The sequence below is a fragment of the Geomonas ferrireducens genome, from assembly GCF_004917065.1.
GTDB lineage: Bacteria > Desulfobacterota > Desulfuromonadia > Geobacterales > Geobacteraceae > Geomonas > Geomonas ferrireducens.
In genome coordinates, this window is sequence record NZ_SSYA01000002.1 from 416,767 (window position 1) to 442,186 (window position 25,420).

General features: G+C 62.0%; 18 protein-coding genes. 7 read left to right on the plus strand and 11 right to left on the minus strand.

Annotation, left to right across the window (positions count from 1 at the left end; all coding sequences use genetic code 11):
• Positions 1-187: 187 nt before the first annotated feature.
• On the minus strand, positions 188-1,828 hold the full coding sequence (locus E8L22_RS10660; RefSeq protein ID WP_136525164.1) for a mucoidy inhibitor MuiA family protein: 1,641 nt from the start codon (positions 1,826-1,828) through the stop codon (positions 188-190).
• A 350-nt stretch (positions 1,829-2,178) separates the two neighbouring features.
• On the opposite strand from E8L22_RS10660, the gene E8L22_RS10665 reads away from it, so the two are divergent.
• From E8L22_RS10665 to E8L22_RS10680, 4 genes are all read left to right on the plus strand, one after another.
• Positions 2,179-2,982, plus strand: a complete 804-nt coding sequence (locus E8L22_RS10665) for a hypothetical protein (protein WP_136525165.1) — start codon at positions 2,179-2,181, stop codon at positions 2,980-2,982.
• A gap of 42 nt (positions 2,983-3,024) precedes the next feature.
• The gene (locus E8L22_RS10670; RefSeq protein WP_136525166.1) at positions 3,025-4,476 is read left to right on the plus strand and encodes an SLC13 family permease; all 1,452 of its coding nucleotides are present in this window, start codon (positions 3,025-3,027) and stop codon (positions 4,474-4,476) included.
• A 13-nt stretch (positions 4,477-4,489) separates the two neighbouring features.
• The gene (locus tag E8L22_RS10675; protein ID WP_136525167.1) at positions 4,490-4,951 is read left to right on the plus strand and encodes an RrF2 family transcriptional regulator; all 462 of its coding nucleotides are present in this window, start codon (positions 4,490-4,492) and stop codon (positions 4,949-4,951) included.
• A 223-nt stretch (positions 4,952-5,174) separates the two neighbouring features.
• Complete coding sequence (locus tag E8L22_RS10680; RefSeq protein WP_136525168.1) at positions 5,175-6,089, plus strand: carbohydrate kinase family protein; 915 nt, start codon at positions 5,175-5,177, stop codon at positions 6,087-6,089.
• Here the strand turns inward: E8L22_RS10680 and E8L22_RS10685 are convergent.
• The 4 genes from E8L22_RS10685 to pdxR all read right to left on the minus strand — a co-directional run bounded on the left by E8L22_RS10685 (position 6,086) and on the right by pdxR (position 10,600).
• Entirely contained in the window at positions 6,086-6,961 is an 876-nt protein-coding gene (locus E8L22_RS10685) for an EamA family transporter (protein ID WP_136525169.1), read from the minus strand. The two genes, E8L22_RS10680 and E8L22_RS10685, sit on opposite strands and share 4 nt — an antisense overlap.
• 173 nt (positions 6,962-7,134) lie before the next feature.
• On the minus strand, positions 7,135-8,373 hold the full coding sequence (locus tag E8L22_RS10690; protein ID WP_136525170.1) for an MFS transporter: 1,239 nt from the start codon (positions 8,371-8,373) through the stop codon (positions 7,135-7,137).
• A gap of 169 nt (positions 8,374-8,542) precedes the next feature.
• Positions 8,543-9,040: a cytochrome C gene (locus E8L22_RS10695; RefSeq protein WP_136525171.1), complete on the minus strand. Its 498-nt coding sequence runs from the start codon at positions 9,038-9,040 to the stop codon at positions 8,543-8,545.
• A 165-nt stretch (positions 9,041-9,205) separates the two neighbouring features.
• Complete coding sequence (pdxR, locus tag E8L22_RS10700) at positions 9,206-10,600, minus strand: MocR-like pyridoxine biosynthesis transcription factor PdxR (RefSeq protein ID WP_136525172.1); 1,395 nt, start codon at positions 10,598-10,600, stop codon at positions 9,206-9,208.
• A 57-nt stretch (positions 10,601-10,657) separates the two neighbouring features.
• Between pdxR and E8L22_RS10705 the strand changes: the two genes are divergently transcribed.
• Positions 10,658-11,029, plus strand: a complete 372-nt coding sequence (locus E8L22_RS10705) for a pyridoxamine 5'-phosphate oxidase family protein (RefSeq protein ID WP_136525173.1) — start codon at positions 10,658-10,660, stop codon at positions 11,027-11,029.
• Between the two features lie 11 nt (positions 11,030-11,040).
• Here the strand turns inward: E8L22_RS10705 and E8L22_RS10710 are convergent, their stop codons facing one another.
• The 6 genes from E8L22_RS10710 to E8L22_RS10735 form a co-directional block, all read right to left on the minus strand.
• The gene (locus tag E8L22_RS10710; protein ID WP_136525174.1) at positions 11,041-12,726 is read right to left on the minus strand and encodes a sensor domain-containing diguanylate cyclase; all 1,686 of its coding nucleotides are present in this window, start codon (positions 12,724-12,726) and stop codon (positions 11,041-11,043) included.
• A 154-nt stretch (positions 12,727-12,880) separates the two neighbouring features.
• On the minus strand, positions 12,881-13,432 hold the full coding sequence (locus E8L22_RS10715; RefSeq protein WP_246044616.1) for a cysteine hydrolase family protein: 552 nt from the start codon (positions 13,430-13,432) through the stop codon (positions 12,881-12,883).
• 54 nt (positions 13,433-13,486) lie between these two features.
• Entirely contained in the window at positions 13,487-14,167 is a 681-nt protein-coding gene (locus E8L22_RS10720) for a haloacid dehalogenase type II (RefSeq protein WP_136525175.1), read from the minus strand.
• Positions 14,168-14,217: 50 nt separating this feature from the next.
• A complete protein-coding gene (locus E8L22_RS10725) occupies positions 14,218-18,378 on the minus strand; it encodes a DEAD/DEAH box helicase (protein WP_136525176.1) in 4,161 nt (1,386 codons plus the stop codon).
• Between the two features lie 87 nt (positions 18,379-18,465).
• Positions 18,466-19,347, minus strand: coding sequence for a carbon-nitrogen hydrolase (locus tag E8L22_RS10730; protein WP_136526088.1), 882 nt, complete (start codon positions 19,345-19,347; stop codon positions 18,466-18,468).
• A gap of 68 nt (positions 19,348-19,415) precedes the next feature.
• Positions 19,416-20,444 (minus strand): agmatine deiminase family protein, encoded by a 1,029-nt coding sequence (locus tag E8L22_RS10735; protein WP_136525177.1) that lies wholly within the window; start codon positions 20,442-20,444, stop codon positions 19,416-19,418.
• A 168-nt stretch (positions 20,445-20,612) separates the two neighbouring features.
• Between E8L22_RS10735 and nudC the strand changes: the two genes are divergently transcribed.
• Positions 20,613-21,461, plus strand: a complete 849-nt coding sequence (nudC, locus tag E8L22_RS10740) for an NAD(+) diphosphatase (protein WP_136525178.1) — start codon at positions 20,613-20,615, stop codon at positions 21,459-21,461.
• A gap of 591 nt (positions 21,462-22,052) precedes the next feature.
• Positions 22,053-25,418, plus strand: a complete 3,366-nt coding sequence (locus E8L22_RS10745; protein ID WP_246044617.1) for a DEAD/DEAH box helicase — start codon at positions 22,053-22,055, stop codon at positions 25,416-25,418.
• Positions 25,419-25,420: the final 2 nt, after the last annotated feature.

The window sequence follows — 25,420 nt, forward strand, 5'->3', positions numbered from 1 at the left end:
GTGCCTCAGCTGATGCTTATCTGATTCAGCTAAGGCAAATCCCCCCTGTCCCCCCTTCGCAGAGGCCGCTACGGGGGGCAGGCTCCCCCTTCGCGGAGGCTGCTACGGGGGGCAAGCTCCCCCTTCGCAAAGGGGGGAACGTGATACCCGCTCACTCTTCGAGACTAACGGGATTGCCGGACGAACCCTACTCGAGCCCGACCAGGTCGCGCCCCTTCGGGTAGTCGATGACGATGTCGTAGGAGACCTTCCGCTTCTCGCGCGGTGCAAGCTCGAGTTTCCAAATAATGGTGCCGTCTTCCTTGGTCTCCGCCGGTTTCAGTGTTAGTTCTTCAACTTTGACCGCAATCTCGGCGTTCCCCGGCAGCGGCTTCTGGTCTTTTAGTTCCACGGAAACCGGTCGGCTCTTGAAATTCTGCAGCTCGATGTCGACGTGATAAGTGACGCTGCTGTCGGCGATGAGGCCGCCTTTTTTCTTCACCCTTGCCACTTCGCGCTTCACCTTCACCTGGTCATCGCTGCCGAAGTAAAGGTCGAAATCCTCGCCGGAAGCGACCGTTTTCAACTGGCTTTTGCCCACGAAGACGGCGTCGTTGAAGATGTTGATCTCGCCGGCAAGAAGGGGATAGGTGCTGCGGTTGGTGACGGTGGATTTGAGATAGGCCCGCGGCGAGAGTTTGGGCACCGTCTCGTAGCCGACGCTGACCGGGAGCTTTTCTATCGCTATCACGCTCTGCGCGTGGCTGCTGTCGGCGGTAACGTCCACAGGCTGCACCACCTCGAACTGCACCGAGGTCTGACCCTGTGCCACCTGGGCCGCACTGAACTCCGTCTGCTGCATCCGGTCCTCGGCGGGTGCCGCCGGGGCCGCGCCGTACGCGGGCGCAGCCATCTCCATCTTGGCGCGTGGCAGGTACGGAATGGGGCGTGGCGGCTCGTAGAAAGAAACGCGCCACGGGAAAAGCTCGGGTGCGCCACCGCCGGAGGCGGGGCTCGCGGTGGATAGGGTAAGCTTCACCCCGGGCCAGTCTTCACCGGTCATCTGCCAAATCTGCGCGCGATAGACAAGCTCCGCCTCTTTACCGTCCGGGGCGAGCCGCACGTCGTAGGTCGGGGTCCATGTCGCCTGCGGCACCAGGTAGCTGAGCTCCATGTCGAACTTCATCTCGCGCTCGGCCTCGATCGCGACCTGAACCGAGCGCACCTCCTTCATTCCGTCCGTCCGGTTCTGCTCCAGCTCTTTTTTAAGGGCGGCGATGCGGTCCTGCAGGGGACGCTTTTCCGCTTCCGTGTCGTAGATTTTCTCTTCGATCTTGCCGGTGTTCTCACCGACGAAGCGCATCGCCTGGTCGAGTTCGCCGGTGATCGGCTTTCCTGCGCCGATCTCCTTCGAGATCCTTTCTCCATAGCCGACCCGGATCGAGTCGACGAACGCCTTCTGCGCCGCGAGCGCCTTGCGGCGCGCCTCGATGCTCTCAACCTTTCGGGTTAGCTGCACGATCTCGTCCTCAAGTTCGCGCACCCGCTTTTCACGGGTCCGGTCCAGAAAGACCTTTTTCACCGAGATGCCGGCGATGCGCGCGCGGCCGGATCCCTTTCCCTCGGCCCTGAGCGACTCTTCCATCATGAGCTGCGGCATGTCGTCGAAGTTCACCAGGTTCATCCCCGGCCTGAGGGTGAGGGCCGCATGACGGGTAACCTGGGCGCGGTCGGAGAAAACCGTGACCGCCGTGATCCTCGACTGCGCCTGCAGCGTGCCGGTAGCGGCATGCAGGGAAAGCGGCCATGCAAGCAGTAGGGTGATCAGGAACAATCTAAAAGCATGCATTTGACACCTCGGTTCCAAGTATCGGTTATCGGGGACGGCGGATGGATATCCTCTTGTGATGGCTTGCAAAATCTCTGTTTCTATAGCGCGTCCGTGACGGCAAGTCAATGAGAATGGGCTCAGGCCTGCGGTGCGCGACGCTAGAACCTGCAGTTTCCGTGCGGCTGTCTCGATCTGCACGCATTGTTTGGTGGTAAGATGGCGATATTCTACGATATTTGAATACTCTACTTATGCTGTAGGCAATGTATTTATTTTTGTTGACCGAATTGGTTGAATAAAGTATCTTGCCTAAAATTGCACGCTCAGGTGTGCTTTGCGCTTTTCGAATCGACGGTAGGGGAGGGGCCATGAGGATAGACGAGAAAAAAATACGGGAGCTGGCAGCCCGAACTTCTCCGTTTTCTCCGGATGAACTGCGGCGGGAGGAGAACGTTTTCTTCATAGGTGGCAACCTTCCCGAGCGCCAGACCATAGAGACCCTGTACGAGAGTCATTACCAGAGCAACGCCGCCCTGTTTCACCTCACCTTCGGGGAGCGGGACCGCTTCGGCAACGGCGAGAACCTCGCCCGTCTCATCAAGAAGAACTTCAATGCGCGTCTCACCGGCAGGCTCGACTTCGCCGCGACGCCGCAGATGATCGACCGCGCCTATGCCGCCGGCATCGATATTCTCGATATCCCGCTGCGCGCTGACCGGCGCGCACACGCAGCAGGCGAGGGGGGCAAGCATGAAGAGCGGGGTAAGGCCCTGGCATACGCCCGCACCATATTCCCCAAGTGGTCCGTTGTCTCAACCCTCGCCGCGGCCCGGGAATCTCCCGCCGCCATAAAAGCGGGGATCGATGCCCTGCTTGAGGCCGGCATCGTCCCGCTGGTCGAGCTGTCGGGAGACGCTGCCGGGGGCGCCGAAAAAGAGCTCACCCAGCTGTTCGGCTACCTGCAGTCCGCCTGGCAGAAGAAAAAGGTGCTGGTCAAGCCGCTGCTGCCGCTCATTTATCTGATCACTCCCTTGGCGCCGGCCGCGCGTAAGGGGATCCTGCGCGGCTTCATCGACAGCGTCGAAGACCGTCGCCTCCTGGCTACCTCCGACCTCAGGCGCTTGCTGCGCGTGAAGGAAGTGGCAGAATCTTTCGAATCGTCCGGACTGTAAGTCCCTGTCATAAATAGATCCGCAAGAGGGCACACCGCACCAATGGAAAATAACCACCTCCTCGAAAAACCGCTCAAGATCGACAACCGCCCCATGTGGCTCATCCTGCTGGACCGCACAGCGCGCTACCAGGTCATGGCTGTCGTGGCCCTGGTCATCGCCGTGCTGGTTCGCCTGACTCCTCCCGAGGGACTCTCCGTGGAAGGTTACCGGGCGCTGGTTCTTTTCGGCGCCACGGTCTTCTTCTGGATTTCCGGACTGCTCCCCATTGCGGTCACCGCCCTCTTGTCCATGGTCATGCTCCCGCTTCTCGGCATCATGGACGCGAAGAAGACCTACTCGATGTTCGGGAACGAATCCGTCTTCTTCATCCTCGGGGCCTTCATCCTTGCCGCCGCCATGACCGGCACCGGCATCTCGGCCCGTCTCGCCAGGGCCATGCTCGCCCGCTTCGGCCGGACCCCGACAAGGCTTGCCCTGACCGTGTTTCTTTTGTCCGCCTTCCTCTCCTTCATCATGAGCGAGCACGCCGTCGCCGCCATGCTCTTCCCGGTGGTGACGGAACTCGCCACTGCGCTACGCCTCGAGAAAGGGAAGAGCAGTTTCGGGCGGCTCCTTTTCATGTCCATGGCGTGGGGATGCATCATCGGCGGCATCGCCACCTTCCTCGGAGGCGCCCGCGCACCGCTCGCGGCCGGACTTCTGAAGGAGTCCACCGGACTTCACTTCTCCTTCGTGGAATGGTCCACCGCCGCCTGCATGATCGTCCTGCCGCTCCTCGTGCTCGGCTTCGTGATCCTTTTGAGGTTCTTCCCTTCTGACATCGACGACGTTGAAGTGGGACTTAAATTCCTGAACGGCAAACGCCTGGAAATGGGAAAGATCAGCGGCGACGAGATCCTCACCGCGCTCGTCATGGTGGGGACGGTTGCCTGCTGGATGTTCCTCGGCGAGAAGACAGGACTTGCAGCCATCGCCATCATAGGCGCTGCCGCGCTGTTCACCTTCCGGGTCGTTTCCTGGCAGAAAATCGAGGAGTACGTCAACTGGGGGATCATCCTGATGTACGGCGGCACCATAGCGCTCGCCTCCGCACTGGAAAAAACCGGGGCAGCGGTTTGGGTGGTGAAAAAGGGGATGGGGGACCACGCGCACGCGCCGCTTGCTGTGATCGCGGTGATCTCGCTGGTAGCGATCCTAGTGACCGAGTGCATCAGCCACGCCGCCGTGGTCGCCATCCTGATGCCGGTCGGGATGGGGCTGTGCCAGACCACGGGGATGGACCCCAAGGTGATGACCCTTTCCATCGCGCTCCCCGCAGGGCTCGCTTACTGCCTCCCCATGGGGACGCCTGCCACCGCCATCGCCTATGCATCCGGCTACCTCAAAAGCCGCGACATCATCGTGGCGGGAGGCGTGGTCATGGCCGTGTCGTGGCTCCTCTTCATGGGGTCGGTGGTGTTTGTCTGGCCGGTACTCGGCCTGAAGATCTGACAGGAATACTTGCATGATTTCAAAGAAAACCAAATACGGACTGAAAGCGCTTATCTACCTGGCGCGACGCTACGAGCAGGGACCGATCCTGATTGCCGACCTCGCGCGCGAAGAGAGGATTCCGAAGAAGTTCCTGGAGAACATCCTGCTCAACCTGAAAAACGCGGGGGTGCTGCAAAGCAGAAAGGGAAGGGGAGGTGGCTACTCGCTTGGACGGCCGCCCGAGAAGATCACCTTCGGCCAGGCGATCCGCCTCATGGATGGGCCGCTCGCCCCGGTCCCCTGCGTGAGCGAGATGGCCTATGCCAGATGCACCGAGTGCGGCAGTGAGCTCACCTGCGGCATCAGGCTCGTGATGAAGGACGTGCGCGACGAGATGGCCAGGATTCTCGACGGCACGACGCTTGCCGACGTGCTGGAGAAGATCGATCGGGCTGGCGCGCAGGGGAAAGATCTGGCCGATTTCTGCATCTGACACGACGAGCCCTTTACTTGCCGTCCCAGTAGCCGTATAGTGCGTCGCGTTCAAAGGTGAGTACGGTCGCAGTGGCGTCCCCGCCCCCGTAGGGGGAGGGACAGGGAGGGGGCGCGTAGCGTCTCGCTCATGACTACTTCCCCCCTCCCGGCCTCCCCCCTCCAGGGGGAGGTGTTTAACAGATGCCACCAATCTGCGAGATGCTATGTGAAGGGGTGCCGCTATGAAATACGACATTGTCGGCCTCGGCGTCTCCACCATCGATCTCCTGATGGTGGTTGATGAGCTGCCGGGTGGTGAGCTGGTGCAGAAGGCGCATGCGACGGCGGTGGCGGGCGGAGGGCCGGTGGCAACGGCGCTGGTCGCCCTGGCACGACTGGGGGCGAAAACGGCCATGCTCGACCGGCTGGGAGACGATCTCTTTGGCAGGATGATCCTCGAGGAGTTCGGCCGCGAAGGGGTGGATACTTCCGGCATCGCAATAGCGCAGGGGAAGAGCTCATCGCAGGCGAGTATCCTGGTCCGGCGGCGCGACGGCGCCCGGGCCATCACCTTCGCCCCGGGCGACTGCGGCGAGCTAGATGCCGCATACCTCCCGGTGGATGCGATCCGAGCAGCCCGCATTCTGCACCTGAACGGCCGCCACTGGGATGCCTCGCTGCGCGCGGCGCACGTCGCGCGGGAGGCAGGGGTGAGGGTCTCCTTCGACGGCGGCTCACACCGTTTCCAGCCGATGCACCGCGAGCTGATGCCGCTCGTGGACATCTGCATCGTGGCCCACGACTACGCCACTGCTTTCACCGGTGCAGCCGATCCCGGGAAGGCGGCACTCGCCCTCGTTGAAGCGGGCCCAAGCATCGTCGCCGTTACCTGCGGCACCGGCGGAAGCCACGTCGCCGCCAGGGGCGGTGAACAGTTCCACCAGATCGCTTTCCCGGTCGAACACGTGATCGATACGACCGGAGCGGGGGATGCCTACCACGGCGCCTTCCTTTTTGCCTTGGCCCGCGGCTATGCCCTGCGTGATTCCGCCTGCATGGCAAGTGCCGCCGGAGCTCTCAACACGCGCGCCTTGGGCGGCCGTGCCGCACTTCCCACCCTTGCCGAGATCGAATCCTTCCTCCTCGAGCTGTCCTAGCGTCGCTCCGACGCCGGCTGCTGTCCCGCCCAGATGCTCCACAGGACCAGTCCACCTCCCAGCAATTGCAGCGGGGTAAGCCGCTGCCCCAGCACGAGAAAGCCGAGCAGAGTCGCCATGACCGGGCTTAAGAGCCCGAGCAGGGAGACCGCCGACGGCTGCAGCCGCCTTATCCCCCAGAAGAAGATCATGTAGGTGATCCCCGTCCCGAAGATGCCGAGGTAGGCGTATCCCATGACGTTCATGGCGGTGAGGTGCGTGATCGGTTCCTCGAAGAGTAGCGCGAAGGGGAGCAGGAAAAGTCCGCCGAAGACCAGTTGCCACCCGGTGAATGAGGCGATGGGGAGGGGCGTCGCCGCCCAGCGCTTGGTGAGTACGGTGCCTAGGGCCATACAGACGGCGCCGGAGAGCGCGGCCGCTATGCCGACGCCGTCCAGCCGTGCGGCCGGGGTGAGCACCAAGAGGGCAACTCCCACCACACCGATAGCCGCTGCAATCCAAGCCAGGCGCACAGGGCGGCTGCCGAGTAGTGGGCGGGAGAGCAGGATCACTCCCAGTGGCTGGGTTGCTATCACCGTCGCGGCCACGCCGCCGGGAAGCCGGTAAGCGGCGATGAAGAGCAGCGCCTGGAATACGCCGATGTTCAGAAGCCCCAAAAAGAGCAGCCGTCCCCACCAATGCCCCTCAGGAGCTCGACGCTGCACTGCGATCATGATCACACCGATGGGGAGTACGCGTAAAAGAGCCGCGGTCAGGGGGTGGTTGGGCGGCAGCATCTGCGTCGTGACCAAGTAGGTGCTGCCCCAGATGCAGGGAGCGATGGCGGTGATGAGCGAAGTGCGCAGCGTGTGGCGGCTGTTGTCCTCGTGCATGTGCTGGGGAACTCCTAGGTGCGCGGAAGTCTATTGTCCAAAAACAAAAGGCATCAACGCAAAGACGCAGAGCCGCAAAGGCGCAAAGATAAAGACCTGACTCTTGGTTCTACCATGTATCCGGTTCTCTTCGCGCCTCCGCGCCTTTGCGTCTTTGCGTTAAGTCTTTTGGTCTAAATGAACTCTTCGAAATAATCGAGATCCTTGTGGAAGGTCTCCTGCAGGCGCGACAAAGAGAAGAGTGCGATGGCAAGCGTCGCCACCCCGACGGCGATGGCGCCTGCCTCCAGTCCCATACTCTTTCTTGCCACCTGGAAGAGCATGGTGATGGGGATGGTCATGCCGCGCACGAAGTTGGGGACCGTGGTGGCGACGGTCGCACGGAGATTGGTGCCGAACTGCTCCGCTGCCACGGTTACGAAGATGGCCCAGTAACCGATGCCGAAGCCGAGCAGGCAGCAGATCCCGTAGAAGGCACCGGCACTAACGCCAAGGGCATTGAAATAGACTGCCACTCCTAAGACGGTGAGCAGCAGGAACAGGAGCACCACCTTCTTGCGGCTTTTCATCAACTGGCTCAGGACGCCGCTCACGAGGTCTCCTCCTACCAGGCCTAGGTAGCAGTACATCACCGCGTTCCCCGCGTTCACGTTCCCCTGCACGGCGAGTGCCTTGGCGAATTCCGGCGAGAAGGTGATCAGCACGCCGACCACGAACCAGGAGGGGAGCCCGATCAGGATGGAGTGCAGGAAGCGCCCGAAGCGGTCGCGTGAAGTGAAGAGGGCGAGGAAGTTTCCCTTGGAAACCGAGGCCCCTTCCATCCCCTTGAACATGCCGGACTCGGCGACGGAAAGCCGCAGTACGAGCAGCATGAGGCCCAGTACGCCGCCGATGACGAAGGCGCTGCGCCAGTCGAACTCCCTGGCGACGAAGTTGGCGAGGATCGCCCCGGAGACCCCGACGGTGGCGACAATCATGGTGCCGTAGCCGCGGATGGAGCGGTGCAGCACCTCGGATACCAGGGTGATGCCGGCGCCCAGTTCGCCCGCCAGACCGACGCCGGCCAGAAATCGCAGTGCCGCGTAGGCCTCGATGGAGCCGACCATGCCATTGGCGAGGTTGGCGAGGGAATAGATGAAGATCGAGCCGAACATGATCTTCAGGCGTCCCTTGCGGTCCCCGAGGATCCCCCAGAGAATTCCCCCCAGCAGCATCCCCGCCATCTGCATGTTCAGCAGGAAGACCCCTTTGTCGATCAGCTCCTGCCCGGCGAGACCGATCCCCTTCAGGCTCGGCACCCTCACGATGCTGAAGAGCACGAGATCGTAGATATCGACGAAATAGCCTAAGGCGGCGACGATGACTGGTAGCCCCAGCACCTGGCGCAGGGAACCTTGTGATGATGCGGTCATGACATGCTCCGGAAGCTCGTTGTTGTTCATCCAAACATTAAAATTTTTACTCTAATACACCGGTCGGCTGCGCCAAGTCAACGAGAATACGGGTGAGGAAGGGTTTTCCGCTGGAGCGGGGTGGGGAAGGCGGCAGGAGCTGCAGGTGCAGCTCCCGCCTAACCAGAGATCACTTTGGCGGTTGCGGGAAGAGGATGAAGGGACCCTGGGGCTCCTGCTCGGGAGGGAGATACGCCGGGGCCGCCTCGCCCCTGGGGCCGGACGCCTTGACGTAGCGGTAGATGGCCCGCAGGTCCTCGCTGGACATGGCGCGCACGTCGTACCATGGCATGGGTGGCTTGGTCTCAATGGTACTAGCGAAACTGAGCCACTGCTTTTCCGTCATCTGCGCCATGAAGTTTCTGAGGTTCGCGGGGTACGTGGTGCCCCATGGCCCCCTCCACCCTAGCCGGTCGCCGGTCAGCCACTGCTCTTCGGCAACCTTACCGGCGGTCATGGCATAGCCGCTCGTATGACAGTCATTGCAGCCGCCGATCCTCACGAGATAGCGTCCCCGCTCGATTGCGCCTGAACTACTTGTGCTCTTCCCGGCCGCCCATGCCATTTGTGTCGATGCTGCTACCGTCACAAGCAGCGCCCATGCGATGGTCCTGCGCAGTAAAGCCATGCTTCGCCCCCCCCCCTGATTGGCTTAGAGATAGAAACCTGCACGATTGTACCATTGGGGATGTCGTCACGCAGCAAGCGTTGTAGGAAAAGGGAAGGCGTATCTGTATCTACTGCCCCCATGATTTAGTTGAAAACTGCACCTGTTGCCGTTTTTGAGTTTTAGTTATCTTCCCTTACACAGTGTACGAAGCAGGGCAACCCCTTCATCGATCCGTTCCGGAAGCAACCCGCCAAAGCCTAAAAGCAGGTGGGTCTCTGCAGGCGGGTCTCCGGCGCACATCTGCGAGAATGGGACCAGTCGCATCCCGCTGCCCTTGGCCCGGTGCAGGATCTCGGCCTCTCCCGGGTTCTCGGAAACAAGGCGCAGTACCACGTGCAGACCGGCGTCGGCCCCGAGCACCACGCCGTCTGCGCCGAACTCCCGCCCGATCGCGGCGAGGAGCAGGTCGTGTTTTTGCTGGTACAGCGTCCTCATGCGCCGCACATGGCGCTCCCAGTACCCCTGCTCCATGAATTTAGCCATGCACCTTTGCTCCAGCAGCGGCACCGTGGAGAAGTAGTTTCCAAAGTGTGCCCGGTAGGCGGGAAGCAGGGGGCGCGGCAGCACCATGTAGCTCAGGCGCAGGGTCGGCGAGAGCACCTTGGAAAAGGTGCCGAGGTAGACGATGTTGCCGTCGGGACGCAGCCCCTGCAACGACGAGATCGGCTTGCCGTGGTAGCGCAGTTCGCTGTCATAGTCGTCTTCGAGGATGAGGTTGTCCCCCGTTTGCGCCCACTCGATCAGCTTGAGGCGATTGGCGACGGGCATCACGTGCCCCAAGGGTAGCTGGTGCGACGGAGTGACATATACGATGCCGCTTCCGGTCGATCTGAGATGGTCGATGTCGATACCGGAGGGGAGCGTCGCGACCTGGTGCAGTTGGTAACCGTTGTTCGCGAACACCGCCCTCGGCAGGTGGTAGCCCGGCTCTTCCAGAGCGACCGCCGGACGACGTTCCCGCATCACGCGGCATAAAAGCTCCAGGCCGTGCTGCAGCCCCGAGGTGATGATGATCTGCGCCTCGTCGCAGATGACGCCGCGTGACCGCTCCAGGTACTCGCGCAGGTTCGTCCGCAGCGCCCAATCTCCCTGCGGGTCCGTGTAGGTGGTGAGAGAATCGGCGCAATCTCGCAGCGCCTCGAGGTAGCAGTTGCGCCACTGCGCCACGGGGAAAGTCCCAGGCGCAAGGCGTGCCGGGTGAAAGTCGTAACGCAGCTGATCGGGTTTCCCGGAGTGGGAACGGCGGGGTGAAGGGTAGGGGAGCGCTGAGGCGAAACCCCGCTCGAGAGGCGATACGAAATACCCGCTACGTTCGCGGCTGTAGATGAAACCTTCGGAGTAGAGCTCCTGGTACGCTGCGTCTACCGTGTTGCGGCTGGTGGAAAGTTCCGCAGCCAGATCCCTGACCGAGGGGAGTTTCTGGTCCGGCGCGAGGCTGCCGGCGAGGATCTTCTCCCTGATCTGGTTGTAGAGCTGCTTATAGAAGGGAAGCGGAGTATTGTCACTTAGGATGAACATGGTGGTATCCATGAATCAACGGGCGTCATGCCCGCATAACAACTAAGGAGAAACAAAATGGTTGCAGAAAAATTGCTTGAGATCCTGAAGCAGGATGGAGTTGTCGCCATAGCCACGCTGGGTGAGGACGGGCCGCACATGGTGAATACCTGGAACAGCTACATCCGGGTGACCGCCGACGGGCACCTGCTGATCCCCGCGGGCTACATGCAGAAAACCGAAGCCAATGTCGCATTCAACCCGGAAGTCCTCATCACCGTCGGGAGCAGCAAGGTGCAGGGGTTGCACGGGCCGGGCGCCGGGTTCCTGATCCGTGGCAAGGCTGCCTTTCTGACCTCGGGAGAGGAGTACGATCTGATGAAGTCGAAGTTCGGGTGGCTGCGCGCCGCGTTTGTGGTTACCCCCGATACCGTGACGCAGACCTGGTAGGGGCTCGCCCTCTACTTGTCAGCCTTTCCCTTTGCCGCAACGGCCGCGGCCGCACAGCTTCCTTCGATGCGGTTGCGGCCGTTTTTCTTGGCGTCGTAAAGCGCCTCGTCGGAGCGCGCCAGGAGCTGCTGAATGGTGTCCCCATCCTCCGGGAACACCGCGATCCCTCCCGAGATGGTGACTCGCCCAAGAGGCTGCCTTCCCACCACCAGCTGTAAATCCATCACCGCGCTTCTGATCCGGTTGCCGATGTCTGAGGCCGTGTCGCAGTCGGCCTCAGGCAGGATGAGGGTGAACTCCTCGCCTCCAAAGCGGCAGGCGATGTCGCTCTCCCGGACCTGATTCTGCAGCAGGTGCCCGAACTCCTTCAAAACGTGGTCCCCAGCCTCATGCCCATAAGTGTCGTTGAAATGTTTGAAGTGGTCCACGTCCATCATCAGCACGCTGAGCGGCTGCTTCGTCCTGGTGGCGCGGCTGATCTCGCGCAACAGGGATTCCTCCATGTGGCGCCGGTTCAACAAACCGGTGAGCGGGTCACGAATAGAGAGTTCCCTCAACTGTTCGCGCAGCTGCAGGCTCCGGATTGCGAGGGCCACCTGTTCGGCAAAGGACGTTGCCTTTGCCCTGAGTTTTTCGAGCTCTGCCGCAGTCATCTCTTTTGGGTGATGCAGATCGAGGGTGCCCAAGGTCTCGTGGTGTGCCGAAAGGGGGATGCAGAGATGGGCGCCTTCCTTAGTCGCCACGTGCTGACATCTCACATCCGTTTCCTTCGCGGAGAGGTGCGGCTGTCCCAGGCGCAAGGCCCAGCACTGATCCGGAGAGAAGGGGGCCTGTTCCATGTTGCCCCAGACCGCCACGTCCGCCATAAGTGTTCTCGATGAGTTGATCAGGTAAATGCCGCCGGAATCCCCACTGAAGAACTTGTTCCCGTAGCCGGCGAGTATGGAGCGAGCCTCTTCGAAATCGGAGCATGTCTGTAACAGCTGTGTCATGTTGCTCAGGTCGGAGATGTCCCTGTTTGCGGATTCGAGTTCATCGGCGGCAAGAATATGATTGCGCGTCTCCCTGCGCGCGATGTAGTAGCTCAGGCTCAAAAGGATGAACGATATGAGCATCCCGGACAGGATCACCATGGTGAGGACCATGAGTGAGGTCTGCTCCTCGGCGCGCCGCACGGCAAGCAGCCCCTTCTCATGGGTCTTGATATCCTGAATGCCGTTGCGCAGGTAACCCATGAGGGTGGAACCTTCCTCGGTGAACTGGGCCTGCGATTCGGGATCGAAGCCTTTTCTGTCGTAGGCGTTCATGGAGAGGCGGAAGATGGTCAGCTTGCGGTTCATGTACTCCTGCAGCCGGTTCAATCGCCCCTGCTGCGAGCCGTTGTCCAGTGTCAACTTTTTCAGCTCCTGGAAGTTGTCTTCCGTTCTCTGGGAAAAGGAGAGACAACGCGCCTTCTCCTGCTGGTTCCCTGTCAGGACATAACCGCGCCTGCTGCTTTCCGCCTGAAGCAGTGAGTTGTTGAGCTGGTCGACCGACATGATCACTTCGTAGGTGTGTTCCGTCAGTCTGTTCGACTGTGCCACTTCTATCCTGATGTGATAGGCAAGTACCAGCATCGCTGCGAGAAGCAGCAAGGCCGATGAAAAGGTGAGATCGATGATCCTGACACGCTTATAGGAATGGTTGAGGTAGCTCACAAACAGTCCGCCAATGTTACTGCCGTGCACCGTCTATCGATGAAGTCGGTGAGGCAGAGTTTTTCTTTCTTGTCGGTTAATAATAACCTGAAAATGAGCTTTTTGCTCCGATTCATTTCATGAGACTGCGATAGCCCCGGATTAACGTACCCGGCTAAAGGCGTTTGAGCTCTTCGATGATCGTCGCCGTGGTCGTGACGCGTGCAAAGGGAAGCGACAGCGCCGCCATATATGCGGCGTGAACGTCGGCCGCCGGTACTACCCGACCCTCAAAGGTGAGGTTGCGGGTGGCGCAGGCGTCGGCCGCCAAGGTGCAGGTAAAGCCCAGGTCGAACGCGGCGCGGACCGTGGTGTCGATGCACATGTGGCTCATTGCCCCGCAGATGGCCAGATTGGTGATCTGTTTCGATTTGAGGAGGTCGAGGAGCCCTGTATCCCTGAAGGAGTTGGGAAAATGCTTTACGACGACGGGCTCAGATGCAATGGGGGCGACGATCTGGTTGATCTCGGCTCCTGGCGTTCCGGGAATAAAAAAGGTGGCGTCGGGACGTGCGGCCAGATGCTGTACGTGGATTACCGGGAGCCCGGCCGCGCGGTAGGCGTCGAGCAGCAGGCGCGCATTAGCTGCGGCCTCCGGCATGCCAACCAGTTCCATGGTGCCGCCCGCGAAATAATCGTTCTGGATGTCGATGATGATGAGGCACATAAGGATTCTCCCTTTCAGGTCCGGCAGGTCGGACGTCAATAGCGTATCTGGGTGCTACGAGGCGATGTTTATAAGCCTGTCGGCGAGGTCGGCGAGTGATGACACGGTGAGAGTCGGCTCGATCCCCCACGGGTCGTAGAGTGCGTCCGGCGAGCGCTTCACCCATGCGCCGTTCATGCCTGCAGAGATGGCGCCGATCACGTCGAAGGGGTTGCCGGAGACGAGCCAGGCGCTTGAGCCGGTTGCGCCGGACCGGCGTAGAAAGTGGGCGTAGACCCCGGGATTAGGCTTGAAGGACTTCACCTCGTCCACGCTGACCACGTCGATGAAGTATTGGCGGATGCCTGCGTGGGTGAGGAGCGTTTCCACCGCTGCGGCACTGCCGTTGGAAAAGGCGTACATCCTGAAACCGGCGTCCTTAGCGCGCTGCAAGCCGGGTTCCACGTCGTCATAGGTTGGGAGCACCCGGTAAAGGGCCAGCAGGTCGTCCTTTTCTGCTTCGGTCAGTGCGGTTTTGTAGAAGGCGTCCGTGTAGTTGAGGGCGTCCCTCGTGCAGACGGCGAAGGTCTCGTAGTTCTGCATGAGGCCGCGGCGGAAGGAATATTCAAGCTGTTTCTCCCGCCAGGTGCGCGAGAAGCCGGCCGCCCTGTCGCTGATGATCTTTTCCAGCGCGACGATGACGCCGTGCGTGTCGATCAGAGTTCCGTAGACATCAAAGGCAAGGGTGATTTCCATTGGTCGTGCCCTCCTTTTTAGTTAAGTGCCGGGTTCTTCCCCGGCACCCCTCATTTATCCGCTCGCAAAAGTTTCAGCAATTCTTCGGCACTCACCTTGCCGGAGAGATCGCTCTCCTCCAATAGGCTGTCGGCGAGGCCGCGCTTTTGCTGGTGCAGCCCGACGATCTTCTCCTCGATGGTCCCCTTGGTCACCAGGCGGTAGATGGTCACCGGACGCTGTTGTCCGATGCGGTGGGCACGGTCAGATGCCTGATCCTCGACCGCCGGGTTCCACCAGGGATCCATGTGGATGACGTAGTCCGCTGCGGTGAGGTTGAGTCCCACGCCACCCGCCTTCAGGCTGATCAGGAAGAGGTCTCCCTCGCCGGACTGGAAGGCGTCCACGCGTCGCTTCCGCTCCGGCGCCGGAGTGGACCCGTCGAGGTACTGGTGGGGGATGCCTGCCCGCTCCACGTACTTGCGGATGATCTCCAGGTGCCCGACGAACTGGCTGAAGACGAGAGCCTTGTGACGGTTCTCCCGAAGTTCCTCGACGATCTCCGCAAAGGCGGCGAGCTTGGAGCTGGGTATGGCGCTGTCGGGAAGGATAAGGCGCGGGTTGCAGCAGGCGCGGCGCAGCCTCATGATCTCGGCCAGGATCTTCAGGTGCAGCTCTCCCTTTCCCTCCACCTTGCCGATGCCGGCCAGGTTCTCGAGGGCGCTTTTCCTGATCGCCTCGTAGAGCGCGGTCTCCTCGTTCCCCATTTCGACGGCGACGGTGATTTCGGTGCGCGGCGGGAGTTCCTCCAGCACCTGATTCTTCGTGCGGCGCAGGATGAAGGGCTGGATGAGCCGTTTCAGGCGCTGGCGTGCTTTCTTGTCTTCGCTCTTCTCGATCGGTGAGGCGTAGCGGACGTTGAACTGCTTGAGCGAGCCTAAGAGTCCCGGGTTGATGAAGCGGAAAACGTTCCAGAGCTCGCCCAGGTGGTTCTCGATCGGGGTGCCGGTTGCGACCATCTTGAAGGCGCCGGAGAGCTGCATCGCGGCCTGGCTGCGCTTGGTGGACATGTTCTTGATCGCCTGGGCCTCGTCGAGCACGATCGCCTGCCACTGCACCGCGGCGAGCAGCTCGCCGTCCTGCTGTAAAAGGCCGTAGCTGCAGACGACCAAGTCGAAAGGCCCCAGCCCCTTCAGAAGCTCTTCCCGTTTGTTTCCGCCGTAGATGATGCACCTCAGTGTCGGTGCGAATTTAGCGGTCTCGCTTTCCCAGTTCAGACAGACCGAGGTGGGGGCGACGACGAGCGACGGTCCCTGTGCCGCCATGGTGAGCATCTGGGCCAGCGCCTGCACCGTCTTTCCCAAACCCATGTCGTCGGCAAGGCAGGCCCCAACGCCCCAGTACGCCAGGCGGTTCAGCCAGTTGAATCCTTCCACCTGGTAGCCGCGCAGCTCGGCCTGCAGCGTGTTCGGTATCTCGGGGCGGAAGGTCTGCGCTTCGCGCAAGCGCTTGAGTTGTGCCTGCCATTGCTTATCCCCCTCGAACTCCCCGGCGTCGGCCGCGAAATCCTCGAAGAGCGTGGCGGCGAGGGGATGGAAGCGGAAGGTTGATCCGTGCGGGTCGCAGCAGGCGGCGAGGTCGTCCAGGTACCTCCGTAATTGCGCCGAGAGGGCGATGAACTCGCCGTCGCCCAACTGCACGAATCGCCCCTGTGTACTGCGCGCCAGCTCGACCAGTTCCCGAAGGTCGAGGGCGAGTTCCTCGTTCACCTTCACCTCGCCGGAAAGCTCGAAGTAGTCCTTCGCCTGTCTCACGGAAAGCTTACAACGTGAGGGGGTAACTATCTGCTTTATCTTGAAGCACGCCCCCTGCGGCCACGACACGCGCGCTGACTCTCCTAAGGCCTGCAACTGCAAGAGCAACTCGAGCGCACTCTCGGTGGAGGGGACGAGCCATTCGCCTTCGTTCTCCTCCGCTTCGCCCAGCGCGGTGAGGAGGACGAGGGCCTCGGCGGCGCGGCTTTCCTCGAGCTTCAGGTCACGTTTTGCTTGAACCCGTTTCCCGTCCAGCTCGGCCATCACGGTCTCTCCGCCGGAACCCGGGCGGAAGAAGGGGCCAGCGTCTGAGAACGGGCGCACGAGAACCTCGAGCCTGAGCCCGGCCTGATACGGGAGCAGATGGAAGCATGGGGTGACATCGCCCGCCATGGTCTCGGTCGAGGCGTCGCTTATGTCGGAGTGGACCGTCAGCATCGAGGAGAGGGCGTTCACGGCGCTCAGCGCCTGATCCTTTGCGTGTGCCGGAAGGGTGAGCCCGTTTCCGAGTATGGCGGCGATCTTCAGGTACTCCGGCTTCGCCTCGAAGACCTTGATGCGGGTGGGGGCCTCCTTCTGCAGGTGAAGTTTCTGGTCCTGCTGGAAGGGGGGGACGAGCTGAAGCCTGAAGCCGTCCTTCTCGGCGACCAGCTGGATCTCCGGCTCGCCGTGCACGAGTTCGAGGCGCACCGAAGCGCCGGTATCGAGGTAGACGTGCGGATGTCCGATCATGAGCGGCACGGCCTGGTCGAGGTCCAACTGGTAGCTGTCGCGGCCGTAGTAGCCGTAACCGCGCTCCTTTTTTATGCAGCCGCAGATGAGCCGGTCCTGCGGGGTGAGGTACTCAAAGGAATCCGCGTCCTCGGCGAGCCTTTTGAGCGAAACGTTGCGCCCCGCGCTCCACTTGCCGTTCGCGCCCTGCTTCTGTTCGCGCGGCGTGATCTCGAAGTTGTGGCGCAACTCCTCGAAGTGCCATATGAGGCGCGACTGAGGCAGCGCCGTGTCGGACTCCGATTCCGGCCCCGCATTCAGACGCAGTAGCGCCGTGAGGGCGCTTTGCCACGATTCCACCGGCTCCACGCAGCGGTACAGAGGAACGAGTCCTTTCGCCTCATAGCGCTTCAAAATAGAAGCCCCGGCAGCCTCCTGAACGCCGCATGCGGCCATGAGAAGGTCCAGTTCGTCGGCAAGCCAGAGCTGCGAGGCCTCGCGCAGGCGGGCGACCAGCTCCCTTTGTTTCAACGCCTGTGCCTTGCGTCTCTCAGAGCCGCACCAGTACAGAGCCAGCAGATGGATGAACGTCTCAAGAGGGGACGCTGCCGTGCGCGATAGCAGGTTTTCGAGCAGTTCCCTGATGCCTGCCTCGCCACGCCGTTCCGCGGCTACCAGTTGCAGGAGGTGAAAGATTTGCTGGTCGGGCCATTCACGCTTACCCAGGACGTAGCGGCAGTGTTCGGCGGCCTCCTCGAGAAGCGCCGGGTCGTTTGACGCCATGAGCGCCATGACGAAGAAGGGGCCGAGGCCGTCCTCGAAGAAGGTCTTGCGCTTGCCGGTCTCCTTTTTCAACGCCGCCAGTGACCTACGAAAGGAGGTCACCGCATCAGGGTACGCGCCGTGCTGCAAGGCGCAGCAGGCAAGCACCGAGAGCTGCGCGGAGCTCGCCCCCTCGCAGGCGCTTTTCTCGGCTTCACCACTCCTGCCGCGCCAAAGAAGTTCGCGGCAGTACATGTCGTGCAGCAGGTACGATGCCCTGGAGTCGGTGGCGAGTAAGTCTGTCAGGGCCTGAAACGGCGCGGCGCAAGGGATCAGTTGGCGACGGGCGTGAGGGATCTGGACGAGCAGGGCGGTGCCGCGCAGCGGGTTGGGCAGGGAGCGGAACCAGGCGTCGTCGTAAGGCATGAAGCAGGCTGCGATGAAGGGATGACAGCGCATGGCCTCGTAGGGGAACTGCTTCAGGTACCTCTCCGCGGCGTCGAAGGCACCTGCTACATCCTTCCTGTAGAAGCAGATGCGGACGTCGCGCAGGCCGTGCTCGGCAACACGGTAGTAACTGCTGCCCCATTCCGAGACGATGGGGAACTCGGACTGCACCGTTTTCGCCATCGCCTCAAAGCGCCCCTCCGTGTAGGCGCTAAGCGTGGCCGCGTGGGCGATGAGCGGACGGCAGTGGACGCCGCGGTCGCTCCCTTGGACGAGGCCTGTCACCTTTAGGTTTTCCAGCGTCTCGGAGAGTACGGCGCCGGTGTAACTCGGTCCGGTGGGAGAGGGGAGCTGGAGTCGTTTGACAAGATTAAGCAGGACGTGTTTGGAGACCGGCGCGTAGACCACCGAAAGCAGCTGGAGCAAGCTACGCTGTTCCGGCGTGCAGGCTGCGAAGGCATCGAGAAGTTTTTGCTGGGGCGAGGTGTCGTTCCTCACGGCGGGACCTCGTTCAATAATTTACAGCTCTGCAGCCACTCCCCCCCTCTCTTTGGGGAGGGGGGGGAGTGGGGAGGGATGGTAAACCTAATCGCGGTAGCGCTTCGCCAGGTCGCCATAGGCGTCGATGCGGCGGTCGCGCAAGAAGGGCCAGATGCGCCGCACGTCCTCGCTGCGTCCCATGTCGAGATCGACCACCAGGAGCTCCTCTTCCTCGCCGCCGCGTGCCAGGAATTCCCCCTGCGGTCCTGCCGCAAAGCTCGAGCCCCAGAATTTGATGCCGGCGCCCGCGCCGCTCGGGTCGCCCTCGAAGCCTACGCGGTTCACGCTGACAACCGGAATGCCGTTTGCGACTGCGTGCGATCGCTGCACGGTCACCCAGGCGTCCAGCTGACGCGCCTGCTCGTCCTTCTCGTCGCGCGGGTCCCAGCCGATGGCGGTCGGGTAGATGAGGAGGTCGGCGCCGGCGAGCGCCATCATGCGCGCCGCCTCGGGGTACCACTGGTCCCAGCAGACCAGAACGCCGAGCCTTCCCACCGAGGTCTGGATCGGTTCGAAACCGAGATCGCCCGGGGTGAAGTAGAACTTCTCGTAGAAGGCAGGATCGTCCGGGATGTGCATCTTGCGGTACTTGCCGGCGATGCTCCCGTCCTTTTCCAGTACCACGGCGGTGTTGTGGTACAGCCCCGGCGCGCGGCGCTCGAAGAGCGAGGTGACGATGACGACGCCGAGTTCTTTTGCCAGTGCGCCGAACTCTTCGGTGGAGGGGCCGGGGATCGTCTCGGCCATGTCGAAGCAGGCGGTGTCCTCGGTTTGGCAGAAATAGCTGCCGGTATGGAGTTCCTGGAGCACCACGAGCTGAGCCCCCTTGGCGGCTGCCTCGCGGATTCCGGCGATGGTGGCGGAGACCATGGCTTCACGCCCTTCCTGCAGGGCCTGCTGTACGAGGGCTACTTTCAGTTTCTTCATGTTCTTCTCCGTCATTTTGTCTAAGCCTCCTTCCCCGGGAGGGGGGAGGGGATGGACCGGCGGGCGCCTTACTTAAGCGTCCCCTTCGGCAGCTGCATGGTCACGCAGTGCAGCGAGCCGTGCTGCAGGATGAGCGGCAGGCAGTCGATGCCGATGATCTCGAAGCCCGGAAAAGCCTCGCCGACGGCAACCAGCGCGGCGGCGTCCTTTTCATCGTTGTAGGTCGGCACCAGCACGGCACCGTTGATCACCAGGAAGTTCGCGTAGGTGGCCGGGAGCCGCTCCCCGTCCTCGTCGAACTTCGCGCCCGGCCAGGGGAGGGGGATGCAGCGGTACGGCCGCCCACCGCTGGTGCGGAAGGCGAGGATCTCCTCCTCCATCGCCTTGAGGGCAGGGTAGTGCTCGTCATCCGGGTCGTCGCAGCGCACGTAGGCGATGGTGTTGTCGGGGCAGAGGCGCGCGAGCGTGTCGACATGGGAGTCGGTGTCGTCGCCCGCCAGGTACCCGTTGGAAAGCCAGAGGAAACGGTCGCTGCCGAAAAGCCCGTGCAGCTCCTCTTCCAGCTCTTCGCGGGTCAGGTGCGGGTTGCGGTTATCGTTCATGAGGCATTCTTCGGTGGTGAGGATAGTCCCCCTGCCGTCGCTCTCGATGCTCCCCCCCTCGAGGATGAGGCCCACCGTGTCGAGCGGCGCCTTCCAGAGGCCTTGCGCCTGCAACTGCTTGTTGATCCGGTTGTCGAGATCGGAGGGGAACTTGAGCCCCCAACCGTTGAAGCCGAAGTTCAAGAGCCTCGGCGCGCCGTCTTCCAGAACAGTGATGGGGCCGAAGTCGCGTGCCCAGGTGTCGTTGGTGTCGATCGGAAGGAGCCGTACGTGCTCGAGGTCGGCCCCGGCGGCGGCAAGCGTTTCGCGCACCTCTTCGGGGTCGTCTGCGGCTACCACTACCGTTTCGAAGCGGCTGATGACGGCGATGATGGCGGCGAAAACCGGTTGGACCTGGTCGAGATACGGCAGCCAGTCGCTGTTCTCGTGCGGCCATGCCAGGAGCACGCCGTCCTGGAGTTCCCACTCCGCCGGTAGTCTTCTGTTTTGTTTCACTTGATCTCCTGCTTGGGCCTCGGCCCGGGTATTGGCGAACGAAAAAAATACCATGGCGCGCGAAAGCAATGCAAGTCAAATGCTCTGAATGAAAAGGGCATTGCTTCCATATGCGGTTCCTGTATTATGCACGGCGTCGCTGGACCAGTAATGCAACAGGAGCGGTGCATGTCATATCCCGATACCATCAACCTTCCCTTTAACGGCGAGATCATAAAAACCCGATTCACCCAACTGAAACCGGACGCGGCCACCGATCCCGGGCCGGGCTACTGGGTCCTCCTCCAGGGGGACGCGCTCCTCTTGCAGGATGGCGACCTCTACCGGGGCGAGCTCCCCCCATCACTAAACGACGACGGCCGCGCGCTGCAGTTCGGGGAGTGGGACGGTGCACCGGTGCGCCTTTTAAGCCTCGGGAAAACCGAAGCGGTTCCTGAGACGCTTCAGCCCGTCCCGTGGACCGAGCTTCCGGACCAGTTGGCCTCCATCTACGGCGTCGCCAAACAGATCCTTTACTGGGAGCGGCAAAGCAGCCACTGCTCGCGCTGCGGCAGCGGCGAGATGACCCGCATCGCCCCCACCTGGGGCAAGCGCTGCGGCGGCTGCGGGCACGAGCATTACCCGCACATCCATCCCTGCATCATCGTCCTCATCAAGCGCGGCGACGAATTCCTGCTGGCGCGAAAGCCGGAATGGGCCGCCGGGCGCTACAGCCTCGTTGCCGGTTTCGTGGACTTCGGAGAATCGCTTGAGGAGTGCGTGGCGCGCGAGGTGTTCGAGGAGACCGGTCTCAAGGTAACCGACGTAAACTACGTCGGGAGCCAGAACTGGCCCTTCCCGAGCCAGCTCATGGCCGGCTTTGTCGCGCGTCACGAGTCGGGCGAGATAAGGGTCGATCACGACGAACTGGAGGATGCGCAGTGGTTCACCAGGGAACGCATGCCCCCGGCGCTCCCCCCAAGGCGCAGCATCGCGCGCTGGATCATCGACAATTTCGCCCTTAAAGACGAGGGGTGAAAAAAAATAATTAAAGTCCTGGGAGCTGTGTCCGAAGAGTAGTTGTGAACCTTGGAACACACTCCTGGGTCTCCTTTTCGAGGGGACGGTCGCTGCCGTCCCCATTTTTTTCCCCTCCCATCGTTTTTCTTCCCACTTTGGATCAACTGCAGGTGCGCGCCCACGAATAACCTCCTTTCGTTGTTAAACTAAAATTGACGTTAGTGGCCAACCGTCCATGTTAGTGGCTAAAGTCGCGTCTTAGTATATAAAGTCGCGTCTTAGTGGATAAAAACGCAACTTAGTGGACAAAGACGCAACTTAGCGGACAAAGACGCAACTTAGCGGATAAAGACGCAACTTAGTGGCTAAAGACGCAACTTAGTGGCTAAAGTCCCAACTTAGTGGCTAAAGTCCCGTCTTAGTGGATAAAGTCCCATCTTGGATAAAGTTTTATGTTTGCTGTCGGACCTTCGCTGCCGGCGGGGAGGTTTTGGATCTTGGGGCCGGCTCCCACCTTCTTTTCAATCCCTTGGTAAGGCGCGGTTGTATTCGGGCTCTGTTTCTGGTACCTTATACGATCCTTTGCTCGCACACCCGGGGAGTTCCCACGTGATCGACATTCCGTCCAACCCACTGCTGCGGCACCTGTTCCAAATGCCTGCGGCGGGCATCTATGCGCTGGCCGACAAGGTGCACCTCTTCAACGGCTTCGAGCTGTGCAAGAGGACTCCGGTCGCAAGCGTCGCCTGGCAGCAGGCCGGCGACGTCCTTGAGGTCGGCCTGTCGGATGCGGGGCAGACCTGCCGGGTGAGCCTGTCGATCGCCCATGGCGAATTCAACGGCAGTTGCAATTGCGGCGTCTGGAGTCCGCACGGGCGTTGCCCGCACCTCGTCGCGGCCCTCGCCACGGTGAAAAAGGCGCTCGCCCCGGCTTCCCTTCCCATGCTGCAACTCCCCAACGATTACCTGGCTGGAATCCGTGAGCAACTCTCCCTGGTTCCGGTTAAAGAGGTCGCTGCCGAAGAGGGGACGATCCCCGCCGATAGTGGCTACGCCCTGGTGCTTGAAAGGCAGCAGGGTGAAGTGCGCCTTCGCCTCATGCAGAACCTCCTGCCGGTCGCGCTCTACGACACGGCTCTTCCCGCCTCCATGCGCGACTTCCTGAGACTGTTGCATTCTTCGGCACTGCGCGGCCGCGTCGTGGAAGAGTTCCTCGGGCGTTTCCGCGGGCGCTTCCCGATCCTCTACCTTTCCGGGGATGAGACGAGGCCGCTCTCGTTCGACGCCTCGGTGACCCGTGCCGTCCTGCTGCAGCTCGATCTGGATAAAGGGGAGGTCGCCGCAACCCTCTCCCTCGAGAACGGCGCCTCGATGGATGACGCGCTCTTCATCCACCAGGGTTACCTCTTCGATCTCAAACGCAGCCTGATCCAGAAGGTCGATGACACCGGCCAGCGCCTCTACGGAAGCCTCACGGTTCTTCTTGCGCGGCTTCCCGAAGCCCCGGCGGTGGAGGCGACAGGTTGCCGTTTCCCTGCGGCGCTCTTCAACCGGCTTCAGTTCGAGCTCGGCGCCGAGGGGGAGACCGCCTCGCGCCTTATCCTCTCCGTCTCCGGCGTCTGCGTGACGCCGAGAGTCATCGAGCCGCGCTACCGACTAAATATCCTCGAGCTCGAGGATATGGTGCCGCTGGTGGCCGAAGGGGCGGCCGGGGAAGCCGTCTTTTCCTTCTACTCCGAGGCCTTCCGCTTCCTGAACGGAGACGGCCGCGCCTCATACCCGCAACCGTTGAAGGCGAAGAAGCGTGTCGCCGCCATCGCGAAGGCCTGCTTCGCAGCCTTTGGCTCCAACAACCTTGCGGAGCGCGACCGCCTCGTACGCCAGACGCTGGAAGGGGCCGAATTCTTCAAGCGCGGCATCAGAGCCGACGCCCGCGCCATCATCAACGGTTTCTGCGAAGAGGCGCGCAGGACGCTCACCTTGTTGCAGCTCTCGGAGGATGGAGAGTGGCTCGCCCTCGGGGTCGACGTCTCGCGTCAGACGCGTCTTCTCGAGATCCTCGCGGAAATCTTCGGCTTCGATATCTTCTGGCAGGCGGGGGAGGGGGAGCGCTTCTCGCTGGAGCGCAAGGTTTTCATGGGGCGCCTGGGCGAGCTGAAGGCGGCGCTTGTCGCCGAGGGGTATTCCATCGCCCTTGCCGGCGAGGAGCTGCAGACCGTTTCCTGGACCTTCACCCTGGACGCCACCAGGTCGACCATCGACTGGTTCGAGCTGCGTCCGGAGATTCGCGCCGACGGCGAACTGGTCGACGAGGCCGAACTCATGGCCGCTTTGAACGGCGGCGGGGTCTTCCGTCGGGGAGGCGCCGTTTTCCTTCTCGACCCGCTCACGAGCAGCACACTCGCCCTTTTTGCCCCCCATACGAAACGCGAGGTGGTGCGGGTGCCGCGCCTGCAGATCCTCGACTGGATCACGCTCAGGAAAAACGGCGTGCGCGTGCTTTTGTCCCCCGAGGACGAGCGCATCTTCGAGAGCCTTACCCGCTTCGAGGGGATACCGAAACTCGACGCACCGGTGGGGCTGAAGGCCACCCTGCGCAACTACCAGGTCGAAGGGTACAGCTGGCTCGCCTTTCTCTACGAGCACCGTTTCGGGGCCTGCCTAGCCGACGACATGGGGCTTGGCAAAACCATCCAGGCGATCGCGCTTCTGGCCGGGCTCAAGGAGGGGGCCATCGCCTCCGATGTGCCCCGCGAAGTGCCGCACCTCGTCGTGGTTCCACCCACCCTCATCTTCAACTGGGAGAGCGAGCTTGCCCGCTTCTACCCGGACCTGAAGGTCGGCGTCTATCGCGGCCAGGGGCGCCGTGCCGAATTCGCGGGTTTTGACGTCGTCATCACGAGCTACGGAGTGGTGCAGCGCGACATCGAGGTGCTGCGCGAGATCCCGTTCCACGTCGTCGTCTTCGACGAGGCCCAGGCGGTGAAGAATATCCACGCCGAGACCACCGGGGCGGTACGCAGGCTGAAGGGAGCCTTCAAGGTCGCCCTCACCGGGACGCCGCTGGAAAACCACCTGGGTGAGTATTTCTCGGTGATGGACCTGGCTCTCCCCGGGCTCCTCGGCCCGTACGAACAGTTCCGCAAACAGATGGGGCGCGAGGGAAACGACTTCATCGAGACGCTGATCCGGCGCACCCGCCCCTTCATCCTGCGCCGCTCGAAGGACATGATCGCAGCGGAGCTCCCGCCGAAGGTGGAGACCGACCTCTACCTGGAGATGAGTCCGAGGCAGAAGGCGCTCTACGCCCGGACCGTCACCGAGGTGCGCGAGACGGTGGCGCGTGCCTTCGCCTCCAACGCCGCCGGACAGGCGCGCATCATCGCGCTAACCGCGATCCTCAAGCTGCGCCAGATCTGCCTCTGCTCACGACTCGTCCTCCCCGGGGCCAACGACCGCTCTCCGAAGATAGAGTTCCTGGTGGATCAGCTGCAGGAACTCTTCGCCGAAGGGCACAGCGTGCTCGTCTTTTCGCAGTTCACCTCGTTTCTCGACATCGTCGAGCAGGGGCTCACCCAGCACGGCATCGCCTCCTCGCGCCTGGACGGCTCCACGCCGGTCTCACGCCGCAAGGAACTGGTGCAGAACTTCCAGGAAGCGACCGAGCCCGGCGTGTTTCTCTTGAGCCTCAAGGCTGGGGGACGCGGCCTCAACCTGACCCGCGCCTCCTACGTCTTTCACTTGGACCCCTGGTGGAACCCGGCCGTCGAGAGTCAGGCCTCGGACCGGGCGCACCGCATCGGACAGAAGCGCCAGGTCACCATCACGAGGCTTTTGATGCGGCACAGCATCGAGGAGAAGATGATGGAACTGAAGAAGCGCAAGCTGAAACTGTACCGGGCGCTTCTGGATGAGGCGGAGCAGGGGGGGAGCGTCTCTATCGGGCGGGAGGACTTCGAGTTCCTGCTGGGGTAGGG

Coding starts and splice junctions, on each gene's coding strand:
- E8L22_RS10680 (WP_136525168.1), top strand. CDS start 5,175: ATGAAATACGACATTGTCGGCCTCGGCGTCTCCACCATCGATCTCCTG.
- E8L22_RS10670 (WP_136525166.1), top strand. CDS start 3,025: ATGGAAAATAACCACCTCCTCGAAAAACCGCTCAAGATCGACAACCGC.
- nudC (WP_136525178.1), top strand. CDS start 20,613: ATGTCATATCCCGATACCATCAACCTTCCCTTTAACGGCGAGATCATA.
- E8L22_RS10715 (WP_246044616.1), bottom strand. CDS start 13,432: ATGTGCCTCATCATCATCGACATCCAGAACGATTATTTCGCGGGCGGC.
- E8L22_RS10685 (WP_136525169.1), bottom strand. CDS start 6,961: ATGCACGAGGACAACAGCCGCCACACGCTGCGCACTTCGCTCATCACC.
- pdxR (WP_136525172.1), bottom strand. CDS start 10,600: ATGTTCATCCTAAGTGACAATACTCCGCTTCCCTTCTATAAGCAGCTC.
- E8L22_RS10665 (WP_136525165.1), top strand. CDS start 2,179: ATGAGGATAGACGAGAAAAAAATACGGGAGCTGGCAGCCCGAACTTCT.
- E8L22_RS10690 (WP_136525170.1), bottom strand. CDS start 8,373: ATGACCGCATCATCACAAGGTTCCCTGCGCCAGGTGCTGGGGCTACCA.
- E8L22_RS10675 (WP_136525167.1), top strand. CDS start 4,490: ATGATTTCAAAGAAAACCAAATACGGACTGAAAGCGCTTATCTACCTG.
- E8L22_RS10660 (WP_136525164.1), bottom strand. CDS start 1,828: ATGCATGCTTTTAGATTGTTCCTGATCACCCTACTGCTTGCATGGCCG.
- E8L22_RS10705 (WP_136525173.1), top strand. CDS start 10,658: ATGGTTGCAGAAAAATTGCTTGAGATCCTGAAGCAGGATGGAGTTGTC.
- E8L22_RS10720 (WP_136525175.1), bottom strand. CDS start 14,167: ATGGAAATCACCCTTGCCTTTGATGTCTACGGAACTCTGATCGACACG.
- E8L22_RS10730 (WP_136526088.1), bottom strand. CDS start 19,347: ATGAAGAAACTGAAAGTAGCCCTCGTACAGCAGGCCCTGCAGGAAGGG.
- E8L22_RS10695 (WP_136525171.1), bottom strand. CDS start 9,040: ATGGCTTTACTGCGCAGGACCATCGCATGGGCGCTGCTTGTGACGGTA.